The following is a 24,861-nucleotide window of genomic DNA, read 5'->3' on the forward strand; positions in this document are numbered from 1 at the left end:
TGAAAGCCGGGCTGTGGTTCCGGCGCGGTCGTCTGCTCATGGTCTCTCCTCGCTCCTCGGCATCATGCCGATGTCGCGCGGATGATCCACTCAACCCCCCTGTTCAGATTTCCCGACCCAGCTCTCTCGGCCGAGGTCAGCAGTTCCGGGTCGATTGTCCGGGCGCCGAGCGCTTGGCGGATCGGCGTCATCGATCGCCGCACCACGTCGAGGAAGGCTCTGCTGGCGTTCTCCATCAGGTGCCAGCGATCGGCGACCTGGACCACCACCGGTGCCGCGCGGGCGACGGCCTGGCCGTAACCGCCGCCGCGGTCGCGCGAGACGATTTCGACGGCGGGATGGTCCGCCAGCCACGCCTCGACGGTGGCCGCTTCGCGGTCGGGAAGAAGGTCGACGATCTGGCGCCGCTCCAGGTCGCAGACGACGGTGCCGTAACGATGCCCGCGTTTCCCCGCCCAGTCGTCGATGCCGATCACCCGCGAGGCCGGCTTCGCTTTCGGCGCCCGTGCCCGGACCACGCGCAACAGCGTGTCCTTGCTCACCGGCATCAGCAGCCGCCGGGCGAGGCCCTGGCCGGGCCGGCCGCCGAGCGCCAGGCCAAGATGGTGGACGATCGTCTGCAGCCGCGCCGTACGGCGGGCGTAGGGCGCGACGATCTCATCCCAGAACCGCTCAGCGAAGATCACCCTCGGGCAGCACGCGTTGCTGGACCGGAACCGCCGGACCGTGAGCTTGATCCGGACACGCCGGCCATGGGCTGGGAGGTCCGAAACAGATCGCTCGTAGCGGCTGTGCACCTGCCTCGACTGCATGCCGCAATCCGGACAGATCGATCCGATCTCACGCGAGCGCGGGTCGCCGCGACCTTGCTATCGTCTATCTGCACATGCTCGATGATCAAGCCCGGCGGCAACAACGACGCCGGTAATCGGCTCCGACCCATCCCTCACTCCCCTCAGCCCGGAACCAGAGACTATCGACGACCACGAGCGCCTGCACCGAAAGTGAGTCAGAGCCCCTGTTCAACGCCGATTGGGGATCCCGTTTCAGGGCCGTTGACACATAAGCCTTGAAGGGCTTGTGCGCGGGCCGGGGCGTGGCGGGCTTCAACTCGCGCAGGTTGCCCGCCCCGTGCCGCCGCAGGCAGCGGTCGAGCCCCGAGCGCGAGACGTTCGGGTTCAGGAACTCGCGCACCACCGAGAGCAGGTCGTCGAGCGGCAGCAGCAGGGACTTGCGCAGCGCCACGGCCACGGCCTCCTGCACCGGCGCAAGCGTGGTCTGAAGCCGATGCGGGGTGTGGCTGCGGTCAAGGACGCTGTCGCGCTTGCGCCATTTCCAGACCGTCTGCTCGGAGATGGTAGCGTTCGGCAACCATCCAGGCAGGCTCCGCGCTCGCCTGGATCGCCGCACGGATCTTCGGTGTCGTCGTCGCCTGCTTGTGCAGAGAGATCAGCATGGTCGGCTCCCTTCCCGGACCTCGCGCAGGATCGATCTTGCCATGAAGAGGGCGGTCCGGCGAGCGCCTATGTGATCATCCGGGATGGGACAGGACCGTGGTCTCGGGAAAGGCGGCGGTGATGGCTTCCGGGAAGCCCTTCAGCCCGTCGACGACCGCGATCAGGATGTCTTGGACGCCCTGGTTTCGCAGCTTGTTCATCACCGACAGCCAGAACTTGGCGCCTTCGTTGTCGGCGATCCAAAGCCCAAGAACCTCGCGCTCGCCCCCGTGGGTAACGCCCAGGGCGATGTAGACGGCCTTGTTCCTCACCATCTGGCTGTCGGCATCGCGGATCTCGCCCGCAGAGCGTCGAAAATGACGCCCAATATCCTTGATTCCCGCCCTGTCCGTTGCGATCATCCGTCTTGGGCAACCCATGCACGAACAGCCCGGCGGGCCGCGTGGCGGTCTGCGGGCGGGTGATGCCCGTGTCCTGCGCGCTTCCGGCCCCTTCGGGCGCCCGGACCAGCGGCAGGCCTGATCCGAGGAACGAACCGGCCCTTTGCGGGGCCGTCTGGAACGACCTCACATCAGCCGCCCGGCAGGCCGCCAAGGCCGCCCGGCACAGACAGCAGGATTATTCCCATGTCCAATTCACGCTTTGGCCAGTTCCGGCAGGCGATCCATGATTTCCGCGACCATTCCCGCGGCGTCGAGTTCGACGCGGGCGGCGGCCCAGACCTGGTGCTGGGCTCGCGCTTCGCCGACCGGCTGCTCGGCGGGCGCGGCCCCGACGCGCTGTTCGGCAACCGGGGGGATGACGATCTCCGCGGCGGGCGGGGCATCGACACCGCCGCCGGCGGGCGCGGCAACGACAGCTTCGTCTTCGCCCCCGGCGACATGGCCCTGACGCGCGGCTTCGGCAACGGCCATCTCGGCCTCGTCGATACCGTGCTGGACTTCCACGGCGCGGGCACCAACGGCAGCGGCCAGCAGGATGTGATCCGGCTGGAAGGCTTCGGCGCCGGCACTACGCTGCAATTCGCCGGCCACGCCTTCGGCCAGCGCGACCTGCAATACTACAAGGTGATGGACCCGACCACGCGCGGGCCGGACGGCGTGATCCTGATCCGCATGGCGGACGGCACGAACCGGCTCACCCCCGAGGACGTGGAGATCGTGCCCCGCAACGCCCCGCCCGCCTTCGCGGCGGATGCGTTCGAGTTCGCCATCGACGAAAGCAACGCCCCCGGCGCGGCGGTCGGCAGCGCCCCGGCCAGCGATCCCGACGGCGACGCGCTGACCTACGCCATCCTCGAGAACGAGGACGCCAGCCGCGACAACGACGTGCCCTTCGCCGTCGACGCCAGCGGCAACATCACCGCCACCGCCCCGCTGGATCATGAACGCGAGGCGAGCCACAGCTTCACCCTTGGCGTGACCGACGCCGCAGGGCTGACGGACACCGCCGCCGTCACGGTGCGGGTGGGCGACGTGACGGTCCCGGCGGCGCTCGACTTCGTGGTCGGCGGCGGGCTGTCCGGGAGCGCCATCCACTTCGGCGATGGCCAGGGCGGAGAGGACCGCATGGCCGAGCTGGGGGCCGTCATCTACTCGCCCGTCTTGGGCGACATGGACGGCGACGGCGATCTGGATATCGTCGCCATCGGCGGGGGGATCGAGCTGCGCCTGAACGACGGCAGCGGCGATTTCGGCGATCCCGTCCCGGTGGCGGCGGGGGATTTCACCTCGCTGACGCTGGGGGATCTGAACGGGGACGGCGCCCTCGACATGGTGGCGCGGGGGATCGGCACCGTGACCGCGATCCTGAGCGACGGTCAGGGCGGCTTCGTGCCCGGCGCCGATATGGCGCTGGCGGGCTCGGGCGCGGCGCTGCTGGGGGATCTGGACGGCGACGGGAACCTCGATCTCGTCAGCGCGGACAGGGACGGCGGCGCGGTGCAGGTGCGGCTCGGCGACGGTCAGGGCGGCTTCATCGCCGCGCCCTCGCTTGCGAGCGACAGCCCCGGCGCGCTGGCGCTGGGGGATCTGGACGGGGATGGCAGCCTCGATCTGGTGGTCGGCAGCGAAACCTCGGTCTCGGTGCATCTGGGCACCGGCGACGGCGGCTTTGCCGCGACGGGCACGGCGGTCGATACGCGCGGCTCCGACGTGGCGCTCGGCGACGTGAACGGGGATGGGGCGCTGGATCTCGTGACCTCCCATGACGGGGCGGGGGGCGCGGACGCGGCCCCGACCGTGAGCGTGCGCCTCGGCGACGGTCAGGGCGGCTTCGACGGCGGCGAGGATTACGAGGTCTACGGATTCCCCATGGCCACCGGGCCGCTGGCGCTGGCGGATCTGGACGGCGACGGCGATCTGGACATCGCGGCGGTCTTCTATACCGGCCGCCTCAGCACCGAGGTCTATTCCCTGCTGGGCGAGGGCGACGGCAGCTTCGGCCCCGGCGGCGGCTTCGGCTCGGTCCCGTTCCCGGCCGGGCTGGCGATCGGCGAGCTGGACGGCCCGGCGGAACTGACGAACTCGGGCCTGCCCGATCTTGGCCCGCTGGTGCCCGCCACGAACGAACTCGACTGGGCCTGACCCGTCCCGCGGCAGGCGGCGGCCACCGCCGCCTGTCCCTTGATCCGCGCCGGGCCATGATATACATTCTTCAAACGTATATCCGCACCGGAGGATCACATCATGCAGGTCGCGAAATGGGGCAACTCGCTCGCCGTCCGCCTGCCCGCCGAACTGGTCCGCGAACTGGGCCTGAAGGAGGGCGACCAGATCGAGCTGGAGCGGGCCGAGAGCCGCCTTGCCATCAGCCGCCGCCCCTCGGCCGAGGAGGTGCTGGCCGATCTGCGCCGCTTCCGCGGCCGCCTGCCCGCCGCGCGCAGACTGACCCGCGACGAGGCCAACACGCGCCCCCGCGACGACATGAATGCGCGCTGACTTCCTCGACACCAACGTCATCCTCTACCTGCTCGACGACGGCCCCAAGGCCGACCGGGCGGCGGCGCTGCTGGCGCAGGGCGGGCGGATCAGCGTGCAGGTGCTGAACGAGACGCTGGCCAACTGCATCCGCAAGGCCGGGATGTCGTGGCGCGAGGCGGGCGATTTCCTCGGCGGCGTGCGCGAGCTGTGCGAGGTCATCGACCTGACCGCCGAAATCCACCGCGTCGGCCTGGCCCTCGGCGAGCGCTACGGCTTTTCCGTCTACGACGCGATGATCGTCTCCGCCGCGCTGACGAGCGGCTGCGAGCGGCTGCTGTCCGAGGACATGCAGCACGACATGCTGGTCGAAGGCCGCCTGCGGATCGTCAACCCGTTCCGGGACTAGAAGCGCAGCAAGGGGGCGCTGCCCCGTCCTTCGGACTCCCCCGGGATATTTTCAGCCGCCCGAATGACACGCAGGACAGAACTCGGGACGCCGGCATTCTGAACCCGCGTCCAGGGCATGACTCGGAAAGCCAGAACTCCGGCGTTAGAGTTTGGAGCGCCCGCGTTCGGGCGGCCCCAAATATCCCGGGGGAGTCCGAAGGACGGGGGCGGAGCCCCCTTCTGCCCGCGGGCCGGACCCGCCGTCTTAGATCAGCCGGAAGCGGCGCAGCCAGCGCATGGCGGTCGTCTCGTTGTGAAGCTGGCGCATGCTCCGCAAGGCCGATCGCGCCAGGTTGCGGCGCGAGAACCCGCGCCCCGCGCGGCCCCCCGTCACGCCGCCGACCTCCACCCAATCCCCCCGCGCGCCCTCCGCGCCGTCGGCCAGCGCCTCCAGCGCGGCGAGCCATGCGCCCGCGATCTGCTCGGCCGCGGCGCGGGCGCGGGCGGGCACCCGCTCGGGCGCGTCCACATAGGGGTTGGTGTTGATCTCGAATATCTGCGGCTTGCCGCCCACCACGGCGTAATCGGCGCGGCCATACTGGATGCCCGCCGCGTCAAAGGCCGCCCGCAGCGCCTCGCGGTCCTCGTTCCCCTTCAGGAACGCCAGTTCCCGCTCGGCGGCGGGGACGCCGTTGGGGTCGCTGTGCTCGCCCTTGCAGACCCACGCGCGGCTCTGGTCCAGCGCCGCCGGGAACAGCCGGTCGCCCACGCGGGTATAGGACCGCTTTTCATGCAGGCCGAGATCGTTGCGCGCGTCGATGTATTCGGTGACGGCGAAGCCCTCCCGCTCGGCCGGGTCGAGCGCCGCGATGGCGTCCCGCAGCGCCTGAGCCGAGTCCAGCAGGTCGGACTTCGGCCCCTCGTGGTCGTCCAGCCGGCGCAGGAACACCGGATAGCGGAACGCCTCGGCCGGGGTGTCCAGCGGCAGCATGCGGAAGTCGTTGACCCCCGCCTCGTGCAGCCGCCGCATGATGTCCAGCCGGTTCCCGATCCGGGCCGGCAGGTTCAGCACCTCGCAGCCGGGGCAGGCCCGCCGCAGCGCCTCGACCCGGCGGATCAGGCGCGCCCGCCCGCCTTCGTCCAGCCGCTCCAGATCGGCCAGCACATAGGTGGCGCGGGGCAGGCGCGGGGATGACAGCAGTTCCTCATGGCTGAGGATCACCAGCCGCCCGTGCAGGGCATGGTCGCGCGTCTCGAGGACGTCGCGGACGGTGTACTGATGCTCGGTTGTGGCGACGAAAACGATCATGACTGGTTACCGGTTGCGAAGCAGGGACACGAAGCTCTGAAGACATGGCCTGCACGTGACCATCAGGGCGGCAGGATAGACGATCACCCCCGTCAGGATGATGAGCAGCAGGTTGGTCGGGGTGATGTTCGGCACTCCGCCGCGGAAATACAATGCGGCAATGACGCCCGCCATGACCGTCGCCGCCAGCCAGACCCGCCCCATCCGCAGCAGCGCCGCCCCCGCGCCGCCGCGGGCCAGCATCCGCGCGAAGATCAGGGCGACGGCGACGGTCGCGATCTCGTAGATCGAGAAGGCGGCGGGCACGGCGTAATGGCCGTCCAGCCAGGCGGCCACGGCGAAGCCGGCGACCATGCAGACCAGCGCCACGCCGCTGCCGACCAGCCCGTATTCCGGCCGGCCGAGCGCCGAATAGCCCGAGTAGTAGAAGCGGTAGGGCAGCGACAGCGCCACCGACAGGCACAGGATCCGCGACACCGGCACGGCCAGTTCCCAGCCCGGCCCGACCAGCAGCGGCAGCAGCACCGGCGCGCTGACCGCCAGCCCGACGAAGGCCGGGACCGCCGCCACCGCGACGCCCGCGCTGATGTCGCCCGCCGTGCGGACCAGCCGCGGCACGTCCTCCTGCAACCGCACCAGCACCGAGAAGGCGATGTTGTGCCCCACGCTCATCAGCGCGTTGCGCAGCGGATCGACGATCCGCAGCGCGATGTTCAGCTGGCCGAGCGTCGTCGCCCCGAAGACCGCGTTGACCATGAACGCCAGCACCGCAGGGGCCGCCGAGGTGACGCCCACATCGGCAAGGAACAGCCACGAGAAGCGGAAGATATCCCGGAACCGCTGCGCGTGCCAGCGCACGGGGATCCAGATCCGCTGCCCGCGCCACCACAGGAACAGCGCCGCCAGCATCGGGTAAAGCACGTTCGGCAGCAGCCGTTGCAGCAGCAGCGACCAGACCCCCCACCCCGCCAGCGCCGCCAGCACCGCAAGGGCCGAGGCGATGACCGTGCTGCCCGCCTGGCAGGTGGAAATCTCGACGAAGCGCCGCGAGCGCCGCGCCACCGCCCGCGAGACCGAGGCCGGTCCCTGCCACAGCAGCAGCAAGCTGGAGACGATCAGATAGACGGCAAAGCCCGGCGCGTCCGCCAGACGCTCGATCAGCGGGCCAAGCACCACGGACAGCCCCACCGCGATCCCCGTCAGCACCATCGAGGCGAACAGCGCCGTTTCCAGATGCGAGGTGTAAAGCCGCTTCCGTTGGCTCAGCGATTCCTCGAACGGCAGGCCGATGAACGCGCCCATGATCGTGCTGACGGCCAGGACCAGCGTCGCCACGCCGAATTCGGCCGGCGACAGGATGCGGGCGACGACCATCGTGCTGGCCATCTGCGCCACAAGCCGCAGGACCGCGTCCGCAGTCGATGCTCCGATCCAGATTCTGACCATAGGTGTCTTGCGTTCTTCTCGTCTGGTGTCTGGTATCGGGGCGGACTCCATATCACAAGAAAACCAAAGGCTGGTATCGCCTTTCCCGGAATCACATAACCGTTTGCCCGGCCGCCACGCAGGATTGCCCATGAAAACCCCGCCCTCCCGATTCCGATTCATTCCCGGGTTGATTTCCAATTCGGTCAATTCGCCTTTTACGCGTTTCCCCCCGCGCCTGCGGGAAACCGCCGCCGCCGGTCTGGCCGCATTTGCGCTGAGCTTTGGCGCGGCGGGCTTCGGGGCGGCCGCCGCGCAGCCCGCCATTCCAGCCGATACACTGGGCCTTGCCGTGGGGCTGGACGCATTGCGCTGGCAGGACAGTTTCGATCTGCGGGACGAGTTCGCGGATTACAGGGCGATGGGGGTGCGCTGGCTGCGCACCGATCTCAACTGGGAAACGGTGCAGCAGGACGGGCCGGACAGCTTCGACTGGTCCGAGATGGACCGCATCGTCGATACGGCGGCGTCCTTCGGGATCTCGGTCCTGCCGGTCGTCGGCTCGACGCCGGAATGGGCGTGGGAAACGCCCGAGCAGATCACGCCCCCCACCGATCCCGGCGCCTTCGGCCGCTTCATGTCCGAGGCGGTGCGCCGCTACGCCCCGCGCGGCATCCATGTCTGGGAAATCTGGAACGAGCCGAACCTGAAAGGTCCCTTCCCGCCCCGCCCCGATCCGGCGGCCTATGCCATGCTGCTGAAGGCGGCGGCCCCCGCGATCCGGGCGGCCGATCCGCAGGCGACGATCATCCTCGGCGGGCTGGCGGCGGCGAGCTCGACCGACCGCGGCGGCAGGGCGATGGCCGCGGCCGAGTTCCTGAACGCCGTCTACGAGGCGGGCGCGGGCGGGTCGTTCGATGCGGTCGGGTTTCACCCCTATACGGGCGACGATCTGCCCGACATCGGCGCGCGGCGCAGTTCCTGGGGGATGATGGCGGGGCCGATCCGCGACGTGATGGCCGCGCATGGCGATCAGGACATGCGGATCTGGATCACCGAATACGGCGCCCCGACCAACGAGGAGGAGGGCGGCGTCTCCGAGGCGCGGCAGGCCGAGCTGCTGGCCTCGGGCGTGCGGCTGGCGCGGGAGACGCCGTGGATCGGGCCGCTGTTCTGGTACAGCTACCGCGACCTCGGCACCGATCCCGACGACGCCGAGGACTGGTTCGGCCTGATGGCCGAGGACGGCCGCCCCAAGCCGGTGCGCGACACGCTGGAGCGTATCCTGTCCGAGTAACCGCAGGCCCCTGCCCCGCGAAATTCCCCGTCAGGCCGCTCCGTCAGGCTCCCTCAGGTCCGGCGGCCCTCCCCGGATCGCGAAGCGCAGGACGCCGCCCGGCCCGGCCAGCACGCCCAGGGTCGCGTGCAGAAGGACCATCAGCCCCGTCATCTCCAGCGATTCCTCCAGCGTGGCCAGCAGGCTGTAGGCGGCGTTGTCCCAGCCATGCCGCGTCCAGTGGTCCGCGCCCAGCATCTCGACCCCGACCGCGCCGCCCACGAAGATCGCGCCCGCCAGCAGGAACAGCCCCGCGCTGCGCCGCGGCAGGGCCAGCAGGAACCGGCTGAACGCCACCCCCAGCACCACCACCAGCGCCAGCGCCGGAACGACCCAGGCGAAGCCCAGATAGCCGTCGGCCTCGACCACCCGCGCCATCACGCCGTTGAGCCGCTCATGCACCTGCGCCGCCTCGTCATAGGTCATGAGCAGGAAGAACCCGGACAGGAAAAGCCAGTGCCAGCGCCATCTGCTGCGCCCGCCAAAGGCGAACAGCGCCACCATCCCCAGCGCGGCCATGTTCGCCGCCAGCAGCGCGAAGTTGAACAGCGTGGGCAGGTTCCCCTCTTCCTCGAACAGAAGCAGCCCGGCGATCCTGTGCAGCATGGCGTTGCCGGTGCCGTAGGTCAGCGCGCTGCCGGCGAGGCTGAGCAGCAGCACGATCAGGAAGCCCCGCCCGAGGATGGCGTCCACCTGCGAAAGCCGGATTCCCGGCGTCATGCGGCCGATCCCGTGCCCCTTCGCCCGCCAGCCGGCGCCCGGTCCATGTCCGCCAGTGTCATGCCGCTTTCCCTCCCTGCGGAAGACCTCCCCTGCGCGGCCCGAGTCCATCAAGCCTGCGCCGCGCCGGCCGCTGCCGTCAATCCTTCATCAAATCTTCATCCGGCCATGATGATACAGTCATGAAGCGAGTCGCGGAATCGGGCGCGGGGCCTCGGCTGACGCGGATGTGACCCCGCCCGGCCCCCACGCAGCAAGGGCGCAGCAGGGAAAGGAACGGGATCGGCAAGGAAAATCACCGGGGAATCAACGCCGCAGGCCGCGAACGGCTGGAAATCGCCGCCCGCCCGACCGCCCCGTTGCGGTGGCGCCGCGGCGGCCGATAAACACCCGTCTTCGCTTTCAGGCGGCGACGACCTGAACGGCGGGCGAGTCGCCTGCCGGATGACAGTGCAAGGCATCGAGAAAACATGGTCCAGACATCACAAGACGGTCTGCGGGAGCTTCGTTCGGCCCGGTCGGCGGGGTGGCATCTGCTGTTCTGGGTGGCGCTGTTCTCGGCGGCGGTGAACCTTCTGAACCTGACCGGCCCGCTGTTCATGATGCAGGTCTATGACCGCGTTCTGGGCAGCCGCTCGGTCGAGACGCTGGCGGCGCTGTTCGTGCTGGTGGCGTTCCTGTTCCTGATGATGGGGCTGCTGGATCTGGCCCGCAACCGGGTGATGGCGCGGCTGGCCGCGCGGTTCCACGACCGGCTGGAGGTGCGGGTCTTCGGCGCGGCGCTTCAGGAAGGCGCGGCCAGCGGCAACGCCTCGGCCTCGCAGGCGGGGCTGTCGGATCTGGAATCGATCCAGCGGCTGATCTCCTCGCCGGTGCTGCTGGCGCTGTTCGACCTGCCCTGGGCGCCGATGTTCCTGGCCGGGCTGTTCATCTTCCACCCGCTGCTGGGGGTGGTCGCCTGCCTCGGCGGGGTGGTGCTGGTGATCGCCGCGCTGCTCAACCAGATGATGGCGCAGGCCCCGCTGCGGCAGTCCTTCGCCGCCGGCCAGCAGGCCGACCGCTCGGCCGCGCTCTACCGCGACGAGGGCGAGCTGATCGGCGCGCTGGGGATGCGCGGGGCCAGCCTGACGCGCTGGCAGCGCCTGCGCGCCCGCGCCGCCGAATTCGGGATGCAGGGCACCGACCGCTCGGCCGCCTTCACCGTGTTTTCCCGCACCTTCCGGCTGTTCCTGCAAAGCGCGCTGCTGGCCGCCGGGGCCTGGCTGGTGCTGCAAGGCAAGCTGACGCCCGGCGCGATGATCGCCGCCTCGATCCTGATGGGCCGGGCGCTGGCCCCGATCGAGCAGATCGTCGGCGGCTGGTCCCTGATCCAGCGGGCGCAGGACGGCTGGGCCCGGCTCGGCCGGCTGCTCTCGCGCCGCCCCGCGCCCGCGCCCCGCACGCCCCTGCCCCGCCCCGCGGCGCGGCTGGAGGTTTCCGGCCTGACCGTGGTGCCGCCCGGCGCGAACGCCCCGACCCTGCGCGGCGTCGGCTTCGCCGTGCAGCCGGGGCAGGCGCTGGGGGTGATCGGCTCGTCGGGGGCGGGCAAGTCCACGCTGGCGCGGGCGCTGATCGGCGCCTGGCCGCCCGCCGGGGGCGCGATCCGTCTGGATGGCGCGACGCTGGACCAATACGACCCCGACGTGCTGGGAAGCCTCATCGGCTACCTGCCCCAGCAGGTGACGCTGTTCGACGGCACCGTGGCCGAGAATATCGCCCGCCTCTCGCCTTCCCCCGACGCGGCCGCCGTGGTCCGCGCCGCGACCCAGGCCGCCGCCCACCGGATGATCCTCGACCTGCCGCAGGGCTACGACACGCCGGTCGCGCAGGCCGGGGCGCGGCTGTCCGGCGGCCAGATCCAGCGGATCGGACTGGCCCGCGCGCTTTACCGCGACCCCGCGCTGTTCGTGCTGGACGAGCCGAACTCCAACCTCGACAACGAAGGCTCGCAGGCGCTCAACCTCGCCATCCGGCAGATCAAGGCGCGCGGCGGGGCGGTCATCATCATGGCCCACCGCCCGGCCGCCATCGCCGAATGCGACCTGCTGCTGGTGATGGAGGGCGGGTCCGTCCGCGCCTTCGGCCCGCGCGACGAGGTGCTGCGCACCACCGTCCGCAACGCCGAGGACATCGCCCGCCCCGCCAGCGCCGGTCCCGCCATCACTGGCCCCACTGGCCCTGCCCGCGCCGGAGGCATCGCATGACCCGCCCGATCCTGCATCTGGCCGACGCCACCCCCGGCGCGGCGCAGCCCGCCCCACGCCCGGCAGCGCGTCCCGCCGCCCCGACCGGCGGCGCGACCGGCGGCACAAACGCCCCCCGCGCGCCCCAGCCCGCCAGCGCCGAACCCCCGCGCCCCGGCTGGCCTGTCGGCCGCTCGCTGGCGCTCGGCATCCTCAGCCTGCTGGTGCTGGTCGTCGGCTTCGGCGGATGGGCCGTCACCTCGCGCATCTCGGGCGCCGTGGTCGCCCCCGGCCAGATCGAGGTCGAGCAGCAGCGGCAGGTCGTCCAGCACCCCGATGGCGGCGTGGTGGACGCGATCCTCGTGCGCAGCGGCCAGCGGGTCGAGGCGGGCGAGCCGCTGATCCGGCTCGACGGCCAGCTTCTGCGGACCGAACTCGCCATCGTCGAGGGCCAGTATTTCGAGATTCTCGCCCGCCGCGGCCGGCTCGAGGCCGAGCGCGATCAGGCCGACGCGCCGCAATTCCCCGCCGACCTGATCCAGACCGCCGCCGGCCGCCCCGATCTTCAGGGGCTGATCGACGGGCAGGCGGGCCTGTTCGCCGCCCGCCGCGACACGCTGCGTCAGTCGCTGGAGCAGCTGGAAACCCAGTCCGAGCAGGTCGCCCAGCAGATCGACGGCATCGACGCCCAGACCGAGGCGGTCCGCACCCAGCGGGCGCTGATCGAACGCGAGCTGACCGACCAGCGCAGCCTGCTGTCCAAGGGGCTGGCGCAGGCCACCCGCGTCCTGGCGCTGGAACGCGAGGCGGCCAGCCTCGACGGCCGTCTGGGCGAACTCGCCGCCTCGCGCGCCCAGGGGGAAACCCGGCGCACCGAGATCGGCATCACCCGCCTGCAACAGACCTCCGAGCGGCGCGAGAACGCCGAGACGGAGCTTGGCGATCTCGGCTATCGCGAGCTGGAACTGGCCGAGCGCCGCCGCTCGCTCAGCGACCAGATCGCCCGGCTGGACATCCGCGCGCCCGTTGCGGGGGTGGTGCATGAATTGCAGGTGACGACCCCGCGCTCGGTCATCCGGCCCGCCGATCCGATCCTCTATCTCGTGCCGCAGGACCGCCCGCTGGTGGTCGCGGCGCGGGTGCAGCCGATCCATGTGGACGAGGTGCATACCGGCCAGCCGGTGGTGCTGCGCCTGTCGGCCTTCTCCAGCCGCACCACGCCCGAGATCGGGGGCGTGCTGTCGCAGATCTCGGCCGACGCGGTGGTCGATCCGGCCACCAACCTGCCCTATTACCGGGCCGAGGTGACGATCCCCACCGACCAGCTGGCCCGCCTGGGCGATCTGGATCTGGTCCCCGGCATGCCCGCCGAGGTCTTCATCCAGACCGGCGAGCGCAGCCCCATGGCCTACTTCCTCAAACCCCTCGCCGACTACTTCACGCGGGCGTTCCGGGAGACCTGAGGCAGAGGGGGCGGCCGACTCTGCGCCGCCCTCTTCCGGCCCCCCGCACCGCCGGATCGGTGTCGCGACACGCGGACGGTGTGGCGGCTCCGGTATTATTTCCCGCTTCGCGCGAAAATCGCCCGCAGCAGCGCAAATCCGCCGATTGTGATCGGCCGGATTGCGAAATGATGCGTCAAAAATTTTTCTTTTATTTCAAAAGCATAGATTAATTCGCCCAGAAATTACCCGCTCCGGTTGATTAACTCCCCATTTGCTCACCCAAAAACAAACGTGGTTAACTCGCCCCAGCGTTAAGGTTAACAAGTTCTGCTCCATCTGTTGGTGCAGAGTGGGGTTGTTTTGCAAATGTCCGACGTCAACGAACTGTCCACCCGGACTGTGCGCCCGATAAAGGTGAGTCCAGCAGACCCGGATGATATCAAGCCAACCCTGTATTCCCGTTATTTCAAACGGGCGCTCGACGTCATTCTGTCCATCGCCATCCTGCCGATATTCCTGCCGCTGATCGCCCTGCTGGCGATAGCCGTATTCCTGTCCGATTTCCGCAATCCGTTCTTCTCGCATAAACGGGTCGGCCAGGACGGGCGGATGTTCGGCTGCCTGAAATTGCGCTCGATGGTCGTCGGCGCGGAAAACCTGCTGCCCGAATTGCTGAAAGGCTCGCCGGAACGGCAGAAGGAATGGGACGAATCCCAGAAGCTGGACGACGATCCCCGGATCACCCGGGTGGGGGCGTTCCTGCGCCGGACCAGCCTCGACGAGCTGCCGCAGCTTTTCAACGTCCTGCGCGGCGACATGAGCCTGGTCGGCCCGCGCCCGATCGTGCCGGACGAGCTGCGCCGCTATGGCCGGGACGCCGCGACCTATCTGCGCCTGCGGCCCGGCGTCACCGGCATGTGGCAGACCGCCGGCCGCAACGACGTGTCCTATGCCGAGCGGGTCCACATGGACGTGGAATACGAACGCAACATCCTGTTCTGGATGGACATGAAGATCATGGCGCTGACGGTGGTGGCGGTCCTGCACAAGACCGGCCGCTGAAGGCCCCTGCCCCCCGCCTACGCCCCGGCCTACGCCCCCGCCTTCTGCCGGGGCGTGCGCCACAGCGCCAATCCCACGCCGAGCGCGATCCAGCCGCCGAAAAAGCGGAAGCTGTCGATGCTGGCCCCCAGCATCAGCCAGCCGGTCAGCGTCATCGCCACCGCCAGATGCAGCCGCCCCGCAGGGCTTGCCCCGGACGCCCGCGCCAGCGAGCGCAGCAGCAGCGGCACGATCATCGCCAGCCACAGCAGATAGCCCAGCAGCCCCGTCTCGGCCAGCAACCGGACATGCAGCGAATAGGCCGGCGGCCAGGTCAGCCCGGTGTCGGCGGCGGTGGCATAGCGGCGCACCTCCCAGCTGCGCAGGTCCTCGGCGCGGATGTGATAGGGATAGTTGAACCCGTATTGCCCCAGCCCGACGCCCAGCAGCGGCCGCTCCTCGGCCATGGACAGCCCGGCGCGGATCGCGGCCATGCGGGTGATGTTGGACACGTTCTCGGTCACGCCCGGCGTGGGGTCGATCAGCCCGTCCATGCTGCCATAGCGGATCAGGTTGCTGCCCTTCTCCATCACCGAGCTCTGCACGCTGGGGATCATCATCGTCGTCAGCAGCACCAGCGCGGCGGCCGTCGCGGCATGGACGATCAGGTCCTTGCGGTGGCGGAAGAAGCCCAGCAGCAGCAGCATGAACTGCACCGCGACCACCAGCATCGCGGTGCGCGATTGCAGCAGCAGCATCAGCACGACGACGATGCCGGCGACCAGCGCCACCCGGCGCGGGCTGCCCCCCGTCAGGGCGAAGGGGAAGATGAAGGTCAGCATGACCGCCGCCCATGACGCCTCGAACGCGGTCATCCGCAGCCGCGTCGCATAGTAGCCGCTGGTATCCGCATGGATCACCAGCGACAGCGCCTGATGGACATGGCTCAAGCCCGGCAGCCCCACCCACGAGGCGACCTCGAACACCGCCACCCCGGCCATCACCAGCAGCGCGATCCACGCCCCGCGCGAGATGGCGGGCAGCCCGCCCCGCACCGCGAAGTTGAAGAACATCAGCGTCACCACCGGCCCCATCGCCACGGCCATCGCCTGCGTGATGACCCGGCTCATGCCGCTGCGTTCCTTGTACCAGGCGGTCGAGATCTCGGCGAAGTTGCTGGCGACGCCCAGCACGATGACCAGCAGGAAGGCCAGCGTCAGCGCGAAGAACACGCGCGGCACCGCGATCCGCCCCGGCCGGCGCAGGAAATACAGCAGGGCCAGCGGCACCGCATAGACGAAGCCGTCATTGGCCATCTCGCCCACGGGCAGCAGCGGGTGCAGGTCGTTGAAGACCGTGGCGACGACCAGCAGCACGATCAGCGCCGGCATCCACGACGCCGCGCGGTCTGCCGGCATCGCCGGGGCCCCCATCCTGCCGGGGGCGGCTCCGGCGGCGGCGAGCATTATTTCCCGGCCTTCATTTCCACGCCCTTTTCTTGACGGCGGTCAGCCAGCCGAAGGGGATCGCCATGAACAGCGCCGTCCGCGCCAGCCCCGCCCAGGCATGCGGATCGGTCCACGAGAAGTAATCCCGCTGAATCCGCATCCGCGACACCAGGTTGCGCTTGCGCTTGGCCGCCGTGGTGCCGGTCTCGCTGACGATATACTGGGTCAGCACCTCGGGGATGTTGGCCAGCCGCCAGCGCCGGCCCATGCGGATGAACAGGTCGTAATCCTCGGCCGTCTTGTAGCGGTCCGAATACAGCCCCACGTCGCGCAGCGCCTCGGCCCGGATCATGATGGTGGGGTGCAGCAGCGCGGGAACATAGCGTTGATGGCGCAGCATCCGGTCGTGCTCGGTCGGAAAGCGCAGGGTGAACAGGTAGTCGCCCTCGTCGTTCACGCAGCGCGCCCAGGTGCCGACCATGCCGACATCGGGGTTCGCGTCCAGATACGCCTCCTGCCGCTCGAACCGCCCCGGCAGCGGCAGGTCGCCGCAATCCAGCCGGGCGACGTGGCGGTACCCCCGGATCAGGATCGTCTTGAGCCCCGCGTTCAGCGCATGCTCGATCCCCCGGTTCCGGTCCAGCCGGTGCAGCGTGACATCGTGGCTGCCATAACGCGGGGCGCATTCGATGGGCACGGGCGAGCCGTCATCCACCACGACGATATCGAAGGGATGGCTCTCGGCCCCCAGAACCTCCAGCGTCCCGGCCAGCCCCGCCTGATCCTTGTAGACCGGGATCAGCACGCAAAGGTCAGCCGCCGCATCCGGCCCGCCGCCCCGTCCCATCTTCTGTCCCGAAATATCCTCCGGGGGTCTGGGGGTGGAAAACCCCCAGCGCTCCGCCTCCACCCGCTCAGCCGCCGCCATCTCACACCCTCCGCGCGCGGCGCCGCCAGGCGTTCCGCAGGATGGCGAGCGACGCGCCCCCGAGGAACCCCGCCATCAGCCCCAGCGCGAGGATCACCGGCTTGGCGTTGAAGCCCGCCGGGCTCAGCGGCACGACGGCGGGGGCGAAAAGCTGCACGGTCAGTTCCGGCGCGCCGATCCGGCTCTGGATCTGGCGATGCTCCAGCAGCAGCCGCTCATAGACCGCGGCCGTCGCCTCGACCTCGCGCTCGGCCTCGCGCTGCTGGGCATAGACCCCGGCGCTGGCCTCGATCGCCTCGTCCTGCTTCTGGCCGGTCAGCGTCTCGAACCGCATCGACATCAGCCGCCCGCGCTCGCGCGTGGTCTGGGCGCGGCGCTCGGCCAGGGCGAGGCTGTTGGTCAGCTCCTCGATCTCCTTTTCGAGATTGGCCAGCATCTGCCGATAGACGTTCAGCCGCAGCTCCGAGCGCGAGCGCAGATAGCCGTCCGCCACCGCGTTGGCGACCGCCGCCGAAAGCTGCGGGCTTTCCGAATTGTAGGTGACCTCGACCACATAGGACCGGCCACTGTGGGTCACGTCCAGATTGCCCGACATGTGCCGGATCAGCATGGCGCGTTGCAGCGCCGGGTCGTTCGCGGCCTCGGGCGGGAACTCGATGGTGCCGCGCAGCGCGGCCTGCAACTCGGCCGGCAGCGAATCCAGCGCGTGGCCAAGGGCGACCGGCGTGTCGATGGTCTCGACGATGGTGGCGGTGGCGGAATCCTCGGTGTTGGACACCTGCTCCACCCCGCCGAGCGCGATCAGCCCGGAACGGTCCGCATCCGAGATGATCTTGGCCGTCGCCTCGTAGGTTTCGGGCATGATCTTGGCGACCATGAAGGCCCCGCCGCCGCCGATGGCGGTCAGCAGGACCACCAGCAGCGGGCTGCGCCGGATCGCGTCGAACACGTCGGCCAGGGTGAAGGCCGCCGCCGGGCGGGCCGCCGCCCGCGCCTCGGCCAGCCGCAGCGGCCGTTCCGGGATGTTGTTGATCTGGTTCATGGGGTGGCTCTTTGCTGCCCGCTTCCAGCGGACGGGTCTGCGCGGGGAATGGCGGGCGCCGGGCTGCCGGCGGTCGAGGCGATGTTGGCCGGTTGCGGGACGCCGTAGAAGCTGTCGGGCAGTTCCACCTCGACCAGATCGCCCGGTTGCAGCAGGGTGCTTTCGGTGGCGGAAACCGGCGTTTCCTGCCCGCCGGTCACGCGATACAGCGTCACCCGCACCGCGTCGTGCCCGGCCAGCCCAAGCTGGGTCAGTTGCGCCGTGACGCCCCGCAGCCGCGCCTCCAGCGCGCCGATCTCGGTCAGGGCGGTCTGCGCCTCGGCCTCCAGCGTGGCGGCGCGGCGGTCGTCGTGGCGGGCGAGTTCATGCATCGCGCTTTCCCGCTCGCGCCCGACATCGGTGATGTAAGCCTCGATCTCGGCCAGATCGCTGCGCAGCTCGTTCAGCGTGCGGTACTCCTCGGACACGCGGGTCTGCGGGGTCAGCCCGCGCCGCTGCATGTCGCTGTAGCGTTCCACCTCGGCGGCCTGCTGCTCGACCAGTTCGCGCTGATGCTCCTTCTGCTCGCCGAGCCGTTCGATCCGGTCGGCGATGATGTCCAGATCGCGGACCAGAAACGCCTTCTGCGCGTCGCTTTCCACGCGGGCGGCGTCCAGCAAGCTGTTCGCCAGCGTCAGCACGGCGGCTTGATCGCTGCCCTGAAGGCCGGGCACGTCCTGGGCCGAGATGTCCTCGGCGTCCGCCAGTTCCGCCCGCGCCCGCGCCAGCGTCGCGCGGCGGCCCGCGAGCTCGGCGGCGATGGAGCCCTGCTCGGCCCGCAGCTCGGTCGCCATGCCCATCGACGGGCGCAGCGCCCCCATCCCCCCGGCCAGCGCCATCGCCCGCCGCACGGTCATCCCGCGCTCGAACGGGATCGCGCCGGGATTGGCGATGTCGCCGCCGATCACCACCGGGCGGACGGCGCGCAGCCCGACCGTCACCTGCGCGTCCATCATGATCTCCAGCCCGGCGAGGCGCTGCTGGATCTCGGCGGCGATCTCGGGCGCGGTCATCCCGGCGGCGGGGATCTGCCCCAGCGGCGGAAAGGCGATCTGCCCGTCGATGTCCACCACCACCTCGCGCGCCAGTTCCGGCACCCGGAAGACCGAGATTTCCAGCGTCTCGCCCGCCGCGATCTCGTGGTGCTGCGCCCGCGCGGGCGCGGCGGTCAGCAGGGCGGTCAGCAGCAGCAGGGCAAAGAGCATTGCCGCAAGACCAGAGCCCCGGCGCGCCGCTTGTCTGAAAAGCCCCATCAGCCCGTCACCCCGGCCATCGCGACGTGTTGTCGCGGCTCCTGCACTTGCGCCGCGTCGCAGAACGCCTCGGCCCGCGCGTTCATGTCGTGCCATGTCCTCAGCGCCGCCACGCAACCGCCCGCCGCGCCCGGAACGCGCCGCCGGCTGTGATAGCTGCCGCGCATCCGCGCATAGATATCGCGCCCGACGATCATGCTCAGCGCCCGCCGCGCCGTCTCGCGCGGGTGGACCGGCGGGGCGAGGCTGCGGGCCAGCGCCAGGAACGCCTCGGCCCGGCGACCGGTATCGGCCAGCCGCCACACGCGGTCCTGAAGGTGATAGCCGGCGCGGGCGGCGGGCGACCAGTCGCGGCTCTCGCGCCGATACCAGGCATAGGAAAAATCGGCCGTCTCGACATGGTGGCTCAGCCGGTCGTGGCGGCGGCTTTCCTCCTTGATGACGCCCGGCTCGGGGTCCATGTGAAAGCCGACGCCCGCCCGGTCCATCCGCATCACCAGATCCGTGTCCTGATTGACGCGCAGCGCCTCGTTCCAGGGAAATTCGCGGGCGATCCCCGCCGGCAGGTTCAGCATCGAGGTCTGCACCCACCCCATGTCCCGATAGACATATTCCACCAGCGAGCTGCCCGGCCGCCATTCCGGCTGGCGCGGGCGGCGGATCACCCCGTCCTCGTGCAGCAGCACGTTGCTGACCATCACCGTCCGCGGGGTGCCGGGCGCGGCATAGAACCCGCGCACCCGCCCCGCGCGGCCCCGCAGCCACACATCGTCCGAGTCAAGGAAAGAAACATGCGTCCCCCGCGCCTCGCGCACCCCCCGGTTGCGCGCCGCGCCGCCCCGGCGGTGGGTGTCCTGCCGGAAGATCCGCACGCCCATGTCGGTCAATCGGTCATATTCGGCGGAAAGATCCACATCCGAGCAATCATCGACGACGATGATTTCGCAATCGGGGCTGTCTTCGCGCACCGAAAGCACCGCGCGCACGAGCGAATGCGCACGATTTCGGTTAGGAATTACAACTGATAGTTGAAATTTTCCGGTCATTACAAGCAAACACTCAATTACCAGTTGAACGACGCATCCCTTTGCATAGGCAGATTACCGCCCACTTCATTACCATACCGGCTATGCGCGTGATGTGACAGAGTATCTCGGCCCGGCGCAAGGCTTGTGTGTTCACATTCCGGCTGATTCGCCCGCCCCTGCCCTTCGGCTTTACGGGTGGCTGCGGGGGCCGCATAAGACATGCAGCATTTGCAAATGGGGGGATGACAGCCGAGATGGACCCGCGATCTTCCAATGACCCGGACGCCGCGCCCGCGCCGCGATTCTCGATCGTCATTCCCGCCTATAACCGCGCCGGAGAGATCGGCCGCGCAATCGCCTCGTGCCTCGCGCAGAGCTTTTCCGATTTCGAGATCGTGGTCGTCGATGACGGCTCCGCCGACGGAACGGCCGATGTCGTCGAGGCGATGGACGACCCGCGCATCCGCTGCATCCGCCAGGCCAACGCGGGCGCCTCGGCCGCCCGCAACACCGGGGCCTGGGCGGCGCGCGGCATCTATCTTGCGTTCCTCGATTCCGACGACGAGTTCCTGCCCGCCAAGCTGGAGCGCATGGACGCGGCGATCCGGGCCGAGGCGCGGCCCGACCTCACCGTCTGGTATTCGCAGCTGGTCTTCGACCGGGGCGGCGGCAGCCGTCTGGTCAAGCCCCCCCGCCCCATCCGCGAAGACGAGCCGGTCGGCGACTACCTCTTCGCCGATGACGGGCTGATGCAGACCTCGACCCTCGTCGTCGCGCGGGAGCTGTTCGCCCGCACCGGCTTCGACACCGACCTGCGCTGCCTCGAAGACCTGGACCTCTGCCTGCGGCTGGAGGAGGCGGGCGCGCGGTTCCGCATGCTCCCCGGCCCGCCCGAGGTGATCTGGCACGACGACCGCCCCGCCGGCCGGCTCAGCTACACCACCTCGCCGGCCGAGATCCGGGACTGGGCCGCCCATCACAGGCACCGCCTGACCCCGCGCGCGCGGCGCGGGTTCCTGGCCCGGTTCCTGGTGCCGGGGATCGCGCGGCGGCATCCCTTCGGCGCGCTCTGGATCCTGGGCATGGCCGTCGGCCGGGGCGCGCTGGCCCCGCGCCGGGCCGCGATGCTGATGGCCCGCGGCGCCGCCCCCACCGCCTATGGCCGCCTGCGCGACACGCTGACCCGCTCGCGGTCCGGCCATGCGTGACGAGATGGGTGACGGGGTGGGTGACGGGGTGGGCGACGAGATGGGCGACGGGGGGCGGGACGCGATTCGTGACGCCGCGTCGGATACCGCGCCTGACACGATGCCCCACGCCAAGCCCGACACCGCCCCCCGCAACTCCCCTTCCCGCCCCCTGCGCCGCATCACCCATGTGACCGAGGCTCCGCTCGGCGGCGTCGTCAGCTATCTGGACGAGCTCATCGGCGGCCAGCTCCGCAGCCTGCCCAGCGTGCAGATCGACCTCATCACGCCCGAGATCAACCGGCCCGCGCTGGCCGACCTCTCCGGCCCGCGCTTCGGCCTGATCGCCTTTCCGCACAGGCGCGGCTCGCCCCGCGCGCTGCTGTCGATGGCCCTGCGGACGCTGCGTCACGTCCGCCGCACCCGGCCCGACATCCTGCATATCCACTCGACCTTCGCCGGGGCCGCGATCCGCCCCTTCGCCCCGCTGTTCCCGCGCGAGACCCGCGTCGTCTATTGCCCCCACGGCTGGGCCTTCGCCCGGCAGGGATCGGCCCGGACGCAGCGGGCGGCGCAGGCGGTGGAACGCTGGCTCGCTCCGCGAGCCGACGCGATTCTCTGCATCTCCGACCACGAGCGGCGCGAGGCCGAGGCGATCGGCATTCCCGCAGCCCGCCTCGTGGTGATCGAGAACGGCATCAGCCCCCGCAAGGCGGCCGCGCAAGCGGACACGGCCCCCCTGCCCCAGGATTCGGCCACAGATTCGGGCCCCGACCTTCCCCCGCACGGGCGGCACGGGCGCAAGATGATCGCCTTCGCCGGCCGATTCGACCGGCAGAAGGGCTTCGACACCTTCCTGAACGTCATGCGCCAGCTTGAGGGAGAGGCCGACGGCATCGCCATCGGCAGCGCCATCACCTCCTCCGCCGCCCTGCCGGACTGCCCGCCGAACGTGCATATCCTCGGCTGGCAGAGCCGCGACGCGGTGTTCGACCTCTATCGCCGCGCCGACCTGCTGCTGGTCCCCTCGCGGTGGGAGGGATTCGGCCTCGTCGCCGCCGAGGCGATGCAGGCGGGGCTGGCCGTCTTCGCCAGCCGCGTCGGCGGCCTGCAGGATATCGTCGTGGACGGCGAGACCGGGCGGCTGGTGCGCCCCGACGACGTGGACGGCATCGTCGAACTGATCCGCGCCACGTCCGAGGCCGACCTGGCCCGCTTCGGCGCGAACGGCCGCCGCCGCTATCTGGCCCGCTACACGTCAGAACGGATGGTGAACGAAATCACCGCGCTGTATGCCGGCCTGCTGAACGGAAACGCCGGGCGCTGAAGGGCGCCCGGCGTCTGGTCTGCTGCTCCGGTGGATCGGATCAGAGGATGAAGTCCGACGCGTCCAGCTGGTGGACGCCGTTCAGCACGATGCTGACCTCGAAATCCGAATCGCGGTCGGTGTTGGCCTGAACATAGGTCTTGTTGTTGGCGCGATCGACATAGACGCCCAGATCGCCCGCGTCCTTCAGCCAGTTGGAGCCGATGAACTTGAACGCCTGGTCGCCCGAGCGGCTGGCATTGGCGTCGATGCCGCTCAGATCGATGCGGTCGCCGTCGCCGAAGCCGCGGATGGTTTCCCACATCACGGCCTTCTTGAACACGAACGTATCGGCGCCGAAGCTGGGAGCCGGCTCGGGACGCGAAGGCGAGGGAGCGGGCGAAGGCGAGACCTCCGGCGCGGGCTCGGGCCGCGGCGAGGGCGCGGGGGCCGCGCTGTGGCCGCCGCCATCCTTGGTCCCCAGCTCCTTGAAGACGTGATAGGCCTCACGCGTGCGGCCGCCCCCGTCGCGCAGGCCGAAGCCCGGCTCGAAGCTGGAATCCTGGTACGAGAACCACATGATCGGCCCCGCCCAAGGGGTATCCTCGGCCAGATCCACCGCGTCGCGCAGCATCCTCGCCGCCTGGCTTTCGCTGACGGTCTGGCCGCCGCCGGTGGTCTTGGCGCCGAACTCGGTCATCCAGACCTGCTTGTCGCCATCGCCATTGGCCACCATCGCATCGCGGATGCCGTCTTCCATCATCTGCCAGCCGTTCCACTCGGCGCCGTCGCTCGGCATCAGCGGGAAGCTGTAGGGGTGATAACCCACGGCGTCGAAATAGCCCTTGGCCCCGGCGTCATACATCTGTCCGAGGTAATCAACCGCGCCCCACATGCCGTTTCCGGTCGAGGGGATCGCCGCCGTGCCGCCGGTGATGACGACATCGCTGCCGTCCACCGCCTTGATGGCGTTGTAGGACTGCTTCAGAACCTCGGTATAGCTCTGCGGCGTGATGTTGTGCTTGTTCTGTTCGTTGAAGATTTCCCAGTGGTCCACGATGTCGCCATAGCGTTCCGCGGAGGCGGCGGCGAAGCGGCCGAACGCCTCCTGGTCAGAGCGCGAGGACAGGCTGCTGCCGACCCAGTTGGGGGTGTTGTTCAGCACGGCGACGATGTTCATTCCCTTGTCTTCGATCGCGTTGAACACCTTGTCGACCTGGTCCCAGTTGAACCTGCCGTTGCCGTTGGGCTGAACCAGCGTCCAGTGGATATCCAGGCGAACCCAGTCCACCCCCATTGAGACGTAATCGTCCAGTTCAGCGTTCATTTCCGCGGTCGATCGTCCGAGCAACTCCCCAAAAGGCGTCGCCATTCCCAACTGTCCCGGTTTTGCTAGGGCTGCCATGATGAGCAGGTATCCTTTTATAGTTTTTTCATTCCGGTGGGGGAGCTACGCGATCAACCGGCGGCTGTCAGCAGCTTCAAAATATGGGGCGGCGGCAACCTGCCCATACCATAGGCAGACTCACGCCTACACGCTGAGGTTGCGCAGGCGAGCGCCTCTTGACGTTTTCGCGTTGTAATTGAACGCGCGTTCGTCCGGGGATTGCGGCGGGATTCGCGCCTTGTCGGGCACGGTCCGGGCCCTGGGGTTGAGCGGCGATGGTTCGCTAACAAAGGTTTATGTGGCGCCGCCGCGGCGCGCCCAAGGGGTCGGCGCAATCCCCGGTTGCCCCGGCCGATCTTCCCCGCGGGGAAGGTAGCGAGGTGAGAAGGGCCGGAACCTTCCCCGTGGGGAAGGTCGTGAGGGCGCAGGGGGGCAAGCCTTCCCCGCAGGGAAGGTCGAGAGGAGCAGGGCGGAGCCTTCGCCCGGAAGGTTGAGAGGGGCGGGACAGCGGCCGGCCTTCCCCGCAGGGAAGATCGGCAGGCGGGACCGGGCGACGGAGCCGTCCGCGTGGGGAAGCTCCGCCCATGCTCCAGCCCGCGACGCCCTGCCCTGCGCCGTCCCCACGGGGAAGCTCGGGCGACCTGCACCCCACGGGAGCCCGCACGCCGGTCCCTTGCTGCGAGGAAGTCCAGCCGAGGCCGCGTGGCAGACGGATGGTGGCGACCCTTCCCCCCGTGAGGAAGGTCTCCCGTGCCGCACGAGGCGAGGCCCGGTCCCCTGCCCTCCACCAGCAAGCCGCCCTGCCAGATCTTCCGCGGGGAACCCGCTCCGCCCTGCCCGCATCTTCCCTGCGGGAAAGTCCAGCCGAGGCCGCGGTGGATGGTGGCGCCCCTTTCCCCACGGGGAAGGTTCCCCAGCCTCACGGGAAGGCCATGCCTCACGGGGAAAGGCCCGGCCCCCTGCTCCCCACCGGCAAGCCC

At 69.7% G+C, this 24,861-nt stretch carries 19 protein-coding genes and 2 pseudogenes; 9 read left to right on the forward strand and 12 right to left on the reverse strand.

Going from position 1 to position 24,861, the window contains the following annotated elements; genetic code table 11:
- Positions 1–62: 62 nt before the first annotated feature.
- From KTN05_RS14120 to KTN05_RS14130, 3 genes and pseudogenes are all read right to left on the reverse strand, one after another.
- Positions 63–839 (reverse strand): ISL3 family transposase, encoded by a 777-nt coding sequence (locus tag KTN05_RS14120; protein WP_371823373.1) that lies wholly within the window; start codon positions 837–839, stop codon positions 63–65.
- A gap of 223 nt (positions 840–1,062) precedes the next feature.
- Positions 1,063–1,456: pseudogene (locus KTN05_RS14125) on the reverse strand (IS481 family transposase); the annotation flags it as partial.
- A 93-nt stretch (positions 1,457–1,549) separates the two neighbouring features.
- Positions 1,550–1,774: pseudogene (locus tag KTN05_RS14130) on the reverse strand (transposase); the annotation flags it as partial.
- Positions 1,775–2,083: 309 nt separating this feature from the next.
- Here KTN05_RS14130 and KTN05_RS14135 point away from each other — a divergent pair.
- The 3 genes from KTN05_RS14135 (at position 2,084) to KTN05_RS14145 (ending at position 4,784) form a co-directional block, all read left to right on the forward strand.
- Complete coding sequence (locus KTN05_RS14135) at positions 2,084–4,042, forward strand: FG-GAP-like repeat-containing protein (RefSeq protein ID WP_217330051.1); 1,959 nt, start codon at positions 2,084–2,086, stop codon at positions 4,040–4,042.
- A gap of 102 nt (positions 4,043–4,144) precedes the next feature.
- Complete coding sequence (locus tag KTN05_RS14140; RefSeq protein WP_217330052.1) at positions 4,145–4,396, forward strand: AbrB/MazE/SpoVT family DNA-binding domain-containing protein; 252 nt, start codon at positions 4,145–4,147, stop codon at positions 4,394–4,396.
- Positions 4,386–4,784, forward strand: coding sequence for a PIN domain-containing protein (locus KTN05_RS14145; protein ID WP_217330053.1), 399 nt, complete (start codon positions 4,386–4,388; stop codon positions 4,782–4,784). Before KTN05_RS14140 ends, KTN05_RS14145 begins: the two co-directional genes overlap by 11 nt.
- Positions 4,785–5,030: 246 nt before the next feature.
- Here the strand turns inward: KTN05_RS14145 and KTN05_RS14150 are convergent, their stop codons facing one another.
- Both KTN05_RS14150 and KTN05_RS14155 read right to left on the reverse strand, forming a co-directional pair.
- Positions 5,031–6,074, reverse strand: coding sequence for a hypothetical protein (locus KTN05_RS14150; RefSeq protein WP_217330054.1), 1,044 nt, complete (start codon positions 6,072–6,074; stop codon positions 5,031–5,033).
- Between the two features lie 6 nt (positions 6,075–6,080).
- On the reverse strand, positions 6,081–7,520 hold the full coding sequence (locus KTN05_RS14155; protein WP_217330055.1) for an oligosaccharide flippase family protein: 1,440 nt from the start codon (positions 7,518–7,520) through the stop codon (positions 6,081–6,083).
- 169 nt (positions 7,521–7,689) lie between these two features.
- Here KTN05_RS14155 and KTN05_RS14160 point away from each other — a divergent pair, with 169 nt between their 5' ends.
- On the forward strand, positions 7,690–8,796 hold the full coding sequence (locus KTN05_RS14160; RefSeq protein ID WP_217330056.1) for a cellulase family glycosylhydrolase: 1,107 nt from the start codon (positions 7,690–7,692) through the stop codon (positions 8,794–8,796).
- A 30-nt stretch (positions 8,797–8,826) separates the two neighbouring features.
- Here KTN05_RS14160 and KTN05_RS14165 read toward each other — a convergent pair whose 3' ends face one another.
- On the reverse strand, positions 8,827–9,555 hold the full coding sequence (locus tag KTN05_RS14165) for a hypothetical protein (protein WP_217330057.1): 729 nt from the start codon (positions 9,553–9,555) through the stop codon (positions 8,827–8,829).
- A 470-nt stretch (positions 9,556–10,025) separates the two neighbouring features.
- Here KTN05_RS14165 and KTN05_RS14170 point away from each other — a divergent pair, with 470 nt between their 5' ends.
- From KTN05_RS14170 to KTN05_RS14180, 3 genes are all read left to right on the forward strand, one after another.
- Entirely contained in the window at positions 10,026–11,798 is a 1,773-nt protein-coding gene (locus KTN05_RS14170) for a type I secretion system permease/ATPase (RefSeq protein ID WP_217330058.1), read from the forward strand.
- A complete protein-coding gene (locus tag KTN05_RS14175; RefSeq protein ID WP_217330059.1) occupies positions 11,795–13,240 on the forward strand; it encodes an HlyD family type I secretion periplasmic adaptor subunit in 1,446 nt (481 codons plus the stop codon). Before KTN05_RS14170 ends, KTN05_RS14175 begins: the two co-directional genes overlap by 4 nt.
- A gap of 396 nt (positions 13,241–13,636) precedes the next feature.
- Positions 13,637–14,284, forward strand: coding sequence for a sugar transferase (locus KTN05_RS14180; RefSeq protein ID WP_371823372.1), 648 nt, complete (start codon positions 13,637–13,639; stop codon positions 14,282–14,284).
- Positions 14,285–14,313: 29 nt separating this feature from the next.
- Here the strand turns inward: KTN05_RS14180 and KTN05_RS14185 are convergent, their stop codons facing one another.
- The 5 genes from KTN05_RS14185 to KTN05_RS14205 form a co-directional block, all read right to left on the reverse strand.
- Positions 14,314–15,681 (reverse strand): O-antigen ligase, encoded by a 1,368-nt coding sequence (locus tag KTN05_RS14185; RefSeq protein ID WP_217330061.1) that lies wholly within the window; start codon positions 15,679–15,681, stop codon positions 14,314–14,316.
- 61 nt (positions 15,682–15,742) lie between these two features.
- Positions 15,743–16,639 (reverse strand): glycosyltransferase, encoded by an 897-nt coding sequence (locus KTN05_RS14190; RefSeq protein ID WP_217330062.1) that lies wholly within the window; start codon positions 16,637–16,639, stop codon positions 15,743–15,745.
- A gap of 1 nt (position 16,640) precedes the next feature.
- Complete coding sequence (locus KTN05_RS14195; RefSeq protein WP_217330063.1) at positions 16,641–17,681, reverse strand: Wzz/FepE/Etk N-terminal domain-containing protein; 1,041 nt, start codon at positions 17,679–17,681, stop codon at positions 16,641–16,643.
- A complete protein-coding gene (locus KTN05_RS14200; protein WP_217330064.1) occupies positions 17,678–18,925 on the reverse strand; it encodes a polysaccharide biosynthesis/export family protein in 1,248 nt (415 codons plus the stop codon). The genes KTN05_RS14195 and KTN05_RS14200 overlap by 4 nt, the downstream gene beginning before the upstream one ends.
- A 47-nt stretch (positions 18,926–18,972) precedes the next feature.
- Entirely contained in the window at positions 18,973–20,019 is a 1,047-nt protein-coding gene (locus KTN05_RS14205) for a glycosyltransferase family 2 protein (protein ID WP_254368231.1), read from the reverse strand.
- Between the two features lie 236 nt (positions 20,020–20,255).
- On the opposite strand from KTN05_RS14205, the gene KTN05_RS14210 reads away from it, so the two are divergent.
- Together KTN05_RS14210 and KTN05_RS14215 are read left to right on the forward strand one after the other, a co-directional pair.
- Complete coding sequence (locus KTN05_RS14210) at positions 20,256–21,209, forward strand: glycosyltransferase family 2 protein (protein WP_217330066.1); 954 nt, start codon at positions 20,256–20,258, stop codon at positions 21,207–21,209.
- A complete protein-coding gene (locus tag KTN05_RS14215; protein WP_217330067.1) occupies positions 21,202–22,515 on the forward strand; it encodes a glycosyltransferase family 4 protein in 1,314 nt (437 codons plus the stop codon). The genes KTN05_RS14210 and KTN05_RS14215 overlap by 8 nt, the downstream gene beginning before the upstream one ends.
- A 40-nt stretch (positions 22,516–22,555) precedes the next feature.
- Here the strand turns inward: KTN05_RS14215 and KTN05_RS14220 are convergent, their stop codons facing one another.
- Complete coding sequence (locus KTN05_RS14220; protein ID WP_217330068.1) at positions 22,556–23,821, reverse strand: family 1 glycosylhydrolase; 1,266 nt, start codon at positions 23,819–23,821, stop codon at positions 22,556–22,558.
- Positions 23,822–24,861: the final 1,040 nt, after the last annotated feature.

Source organism: Paracoccus sp. Z118 (genome assembly GCF_019061185.1).
Lineage (GTDB): Bacteria > Pseudomonadota > Alphaproteobacteria > Rhodobacterales > Rhodobacteraceae > Paracoccus.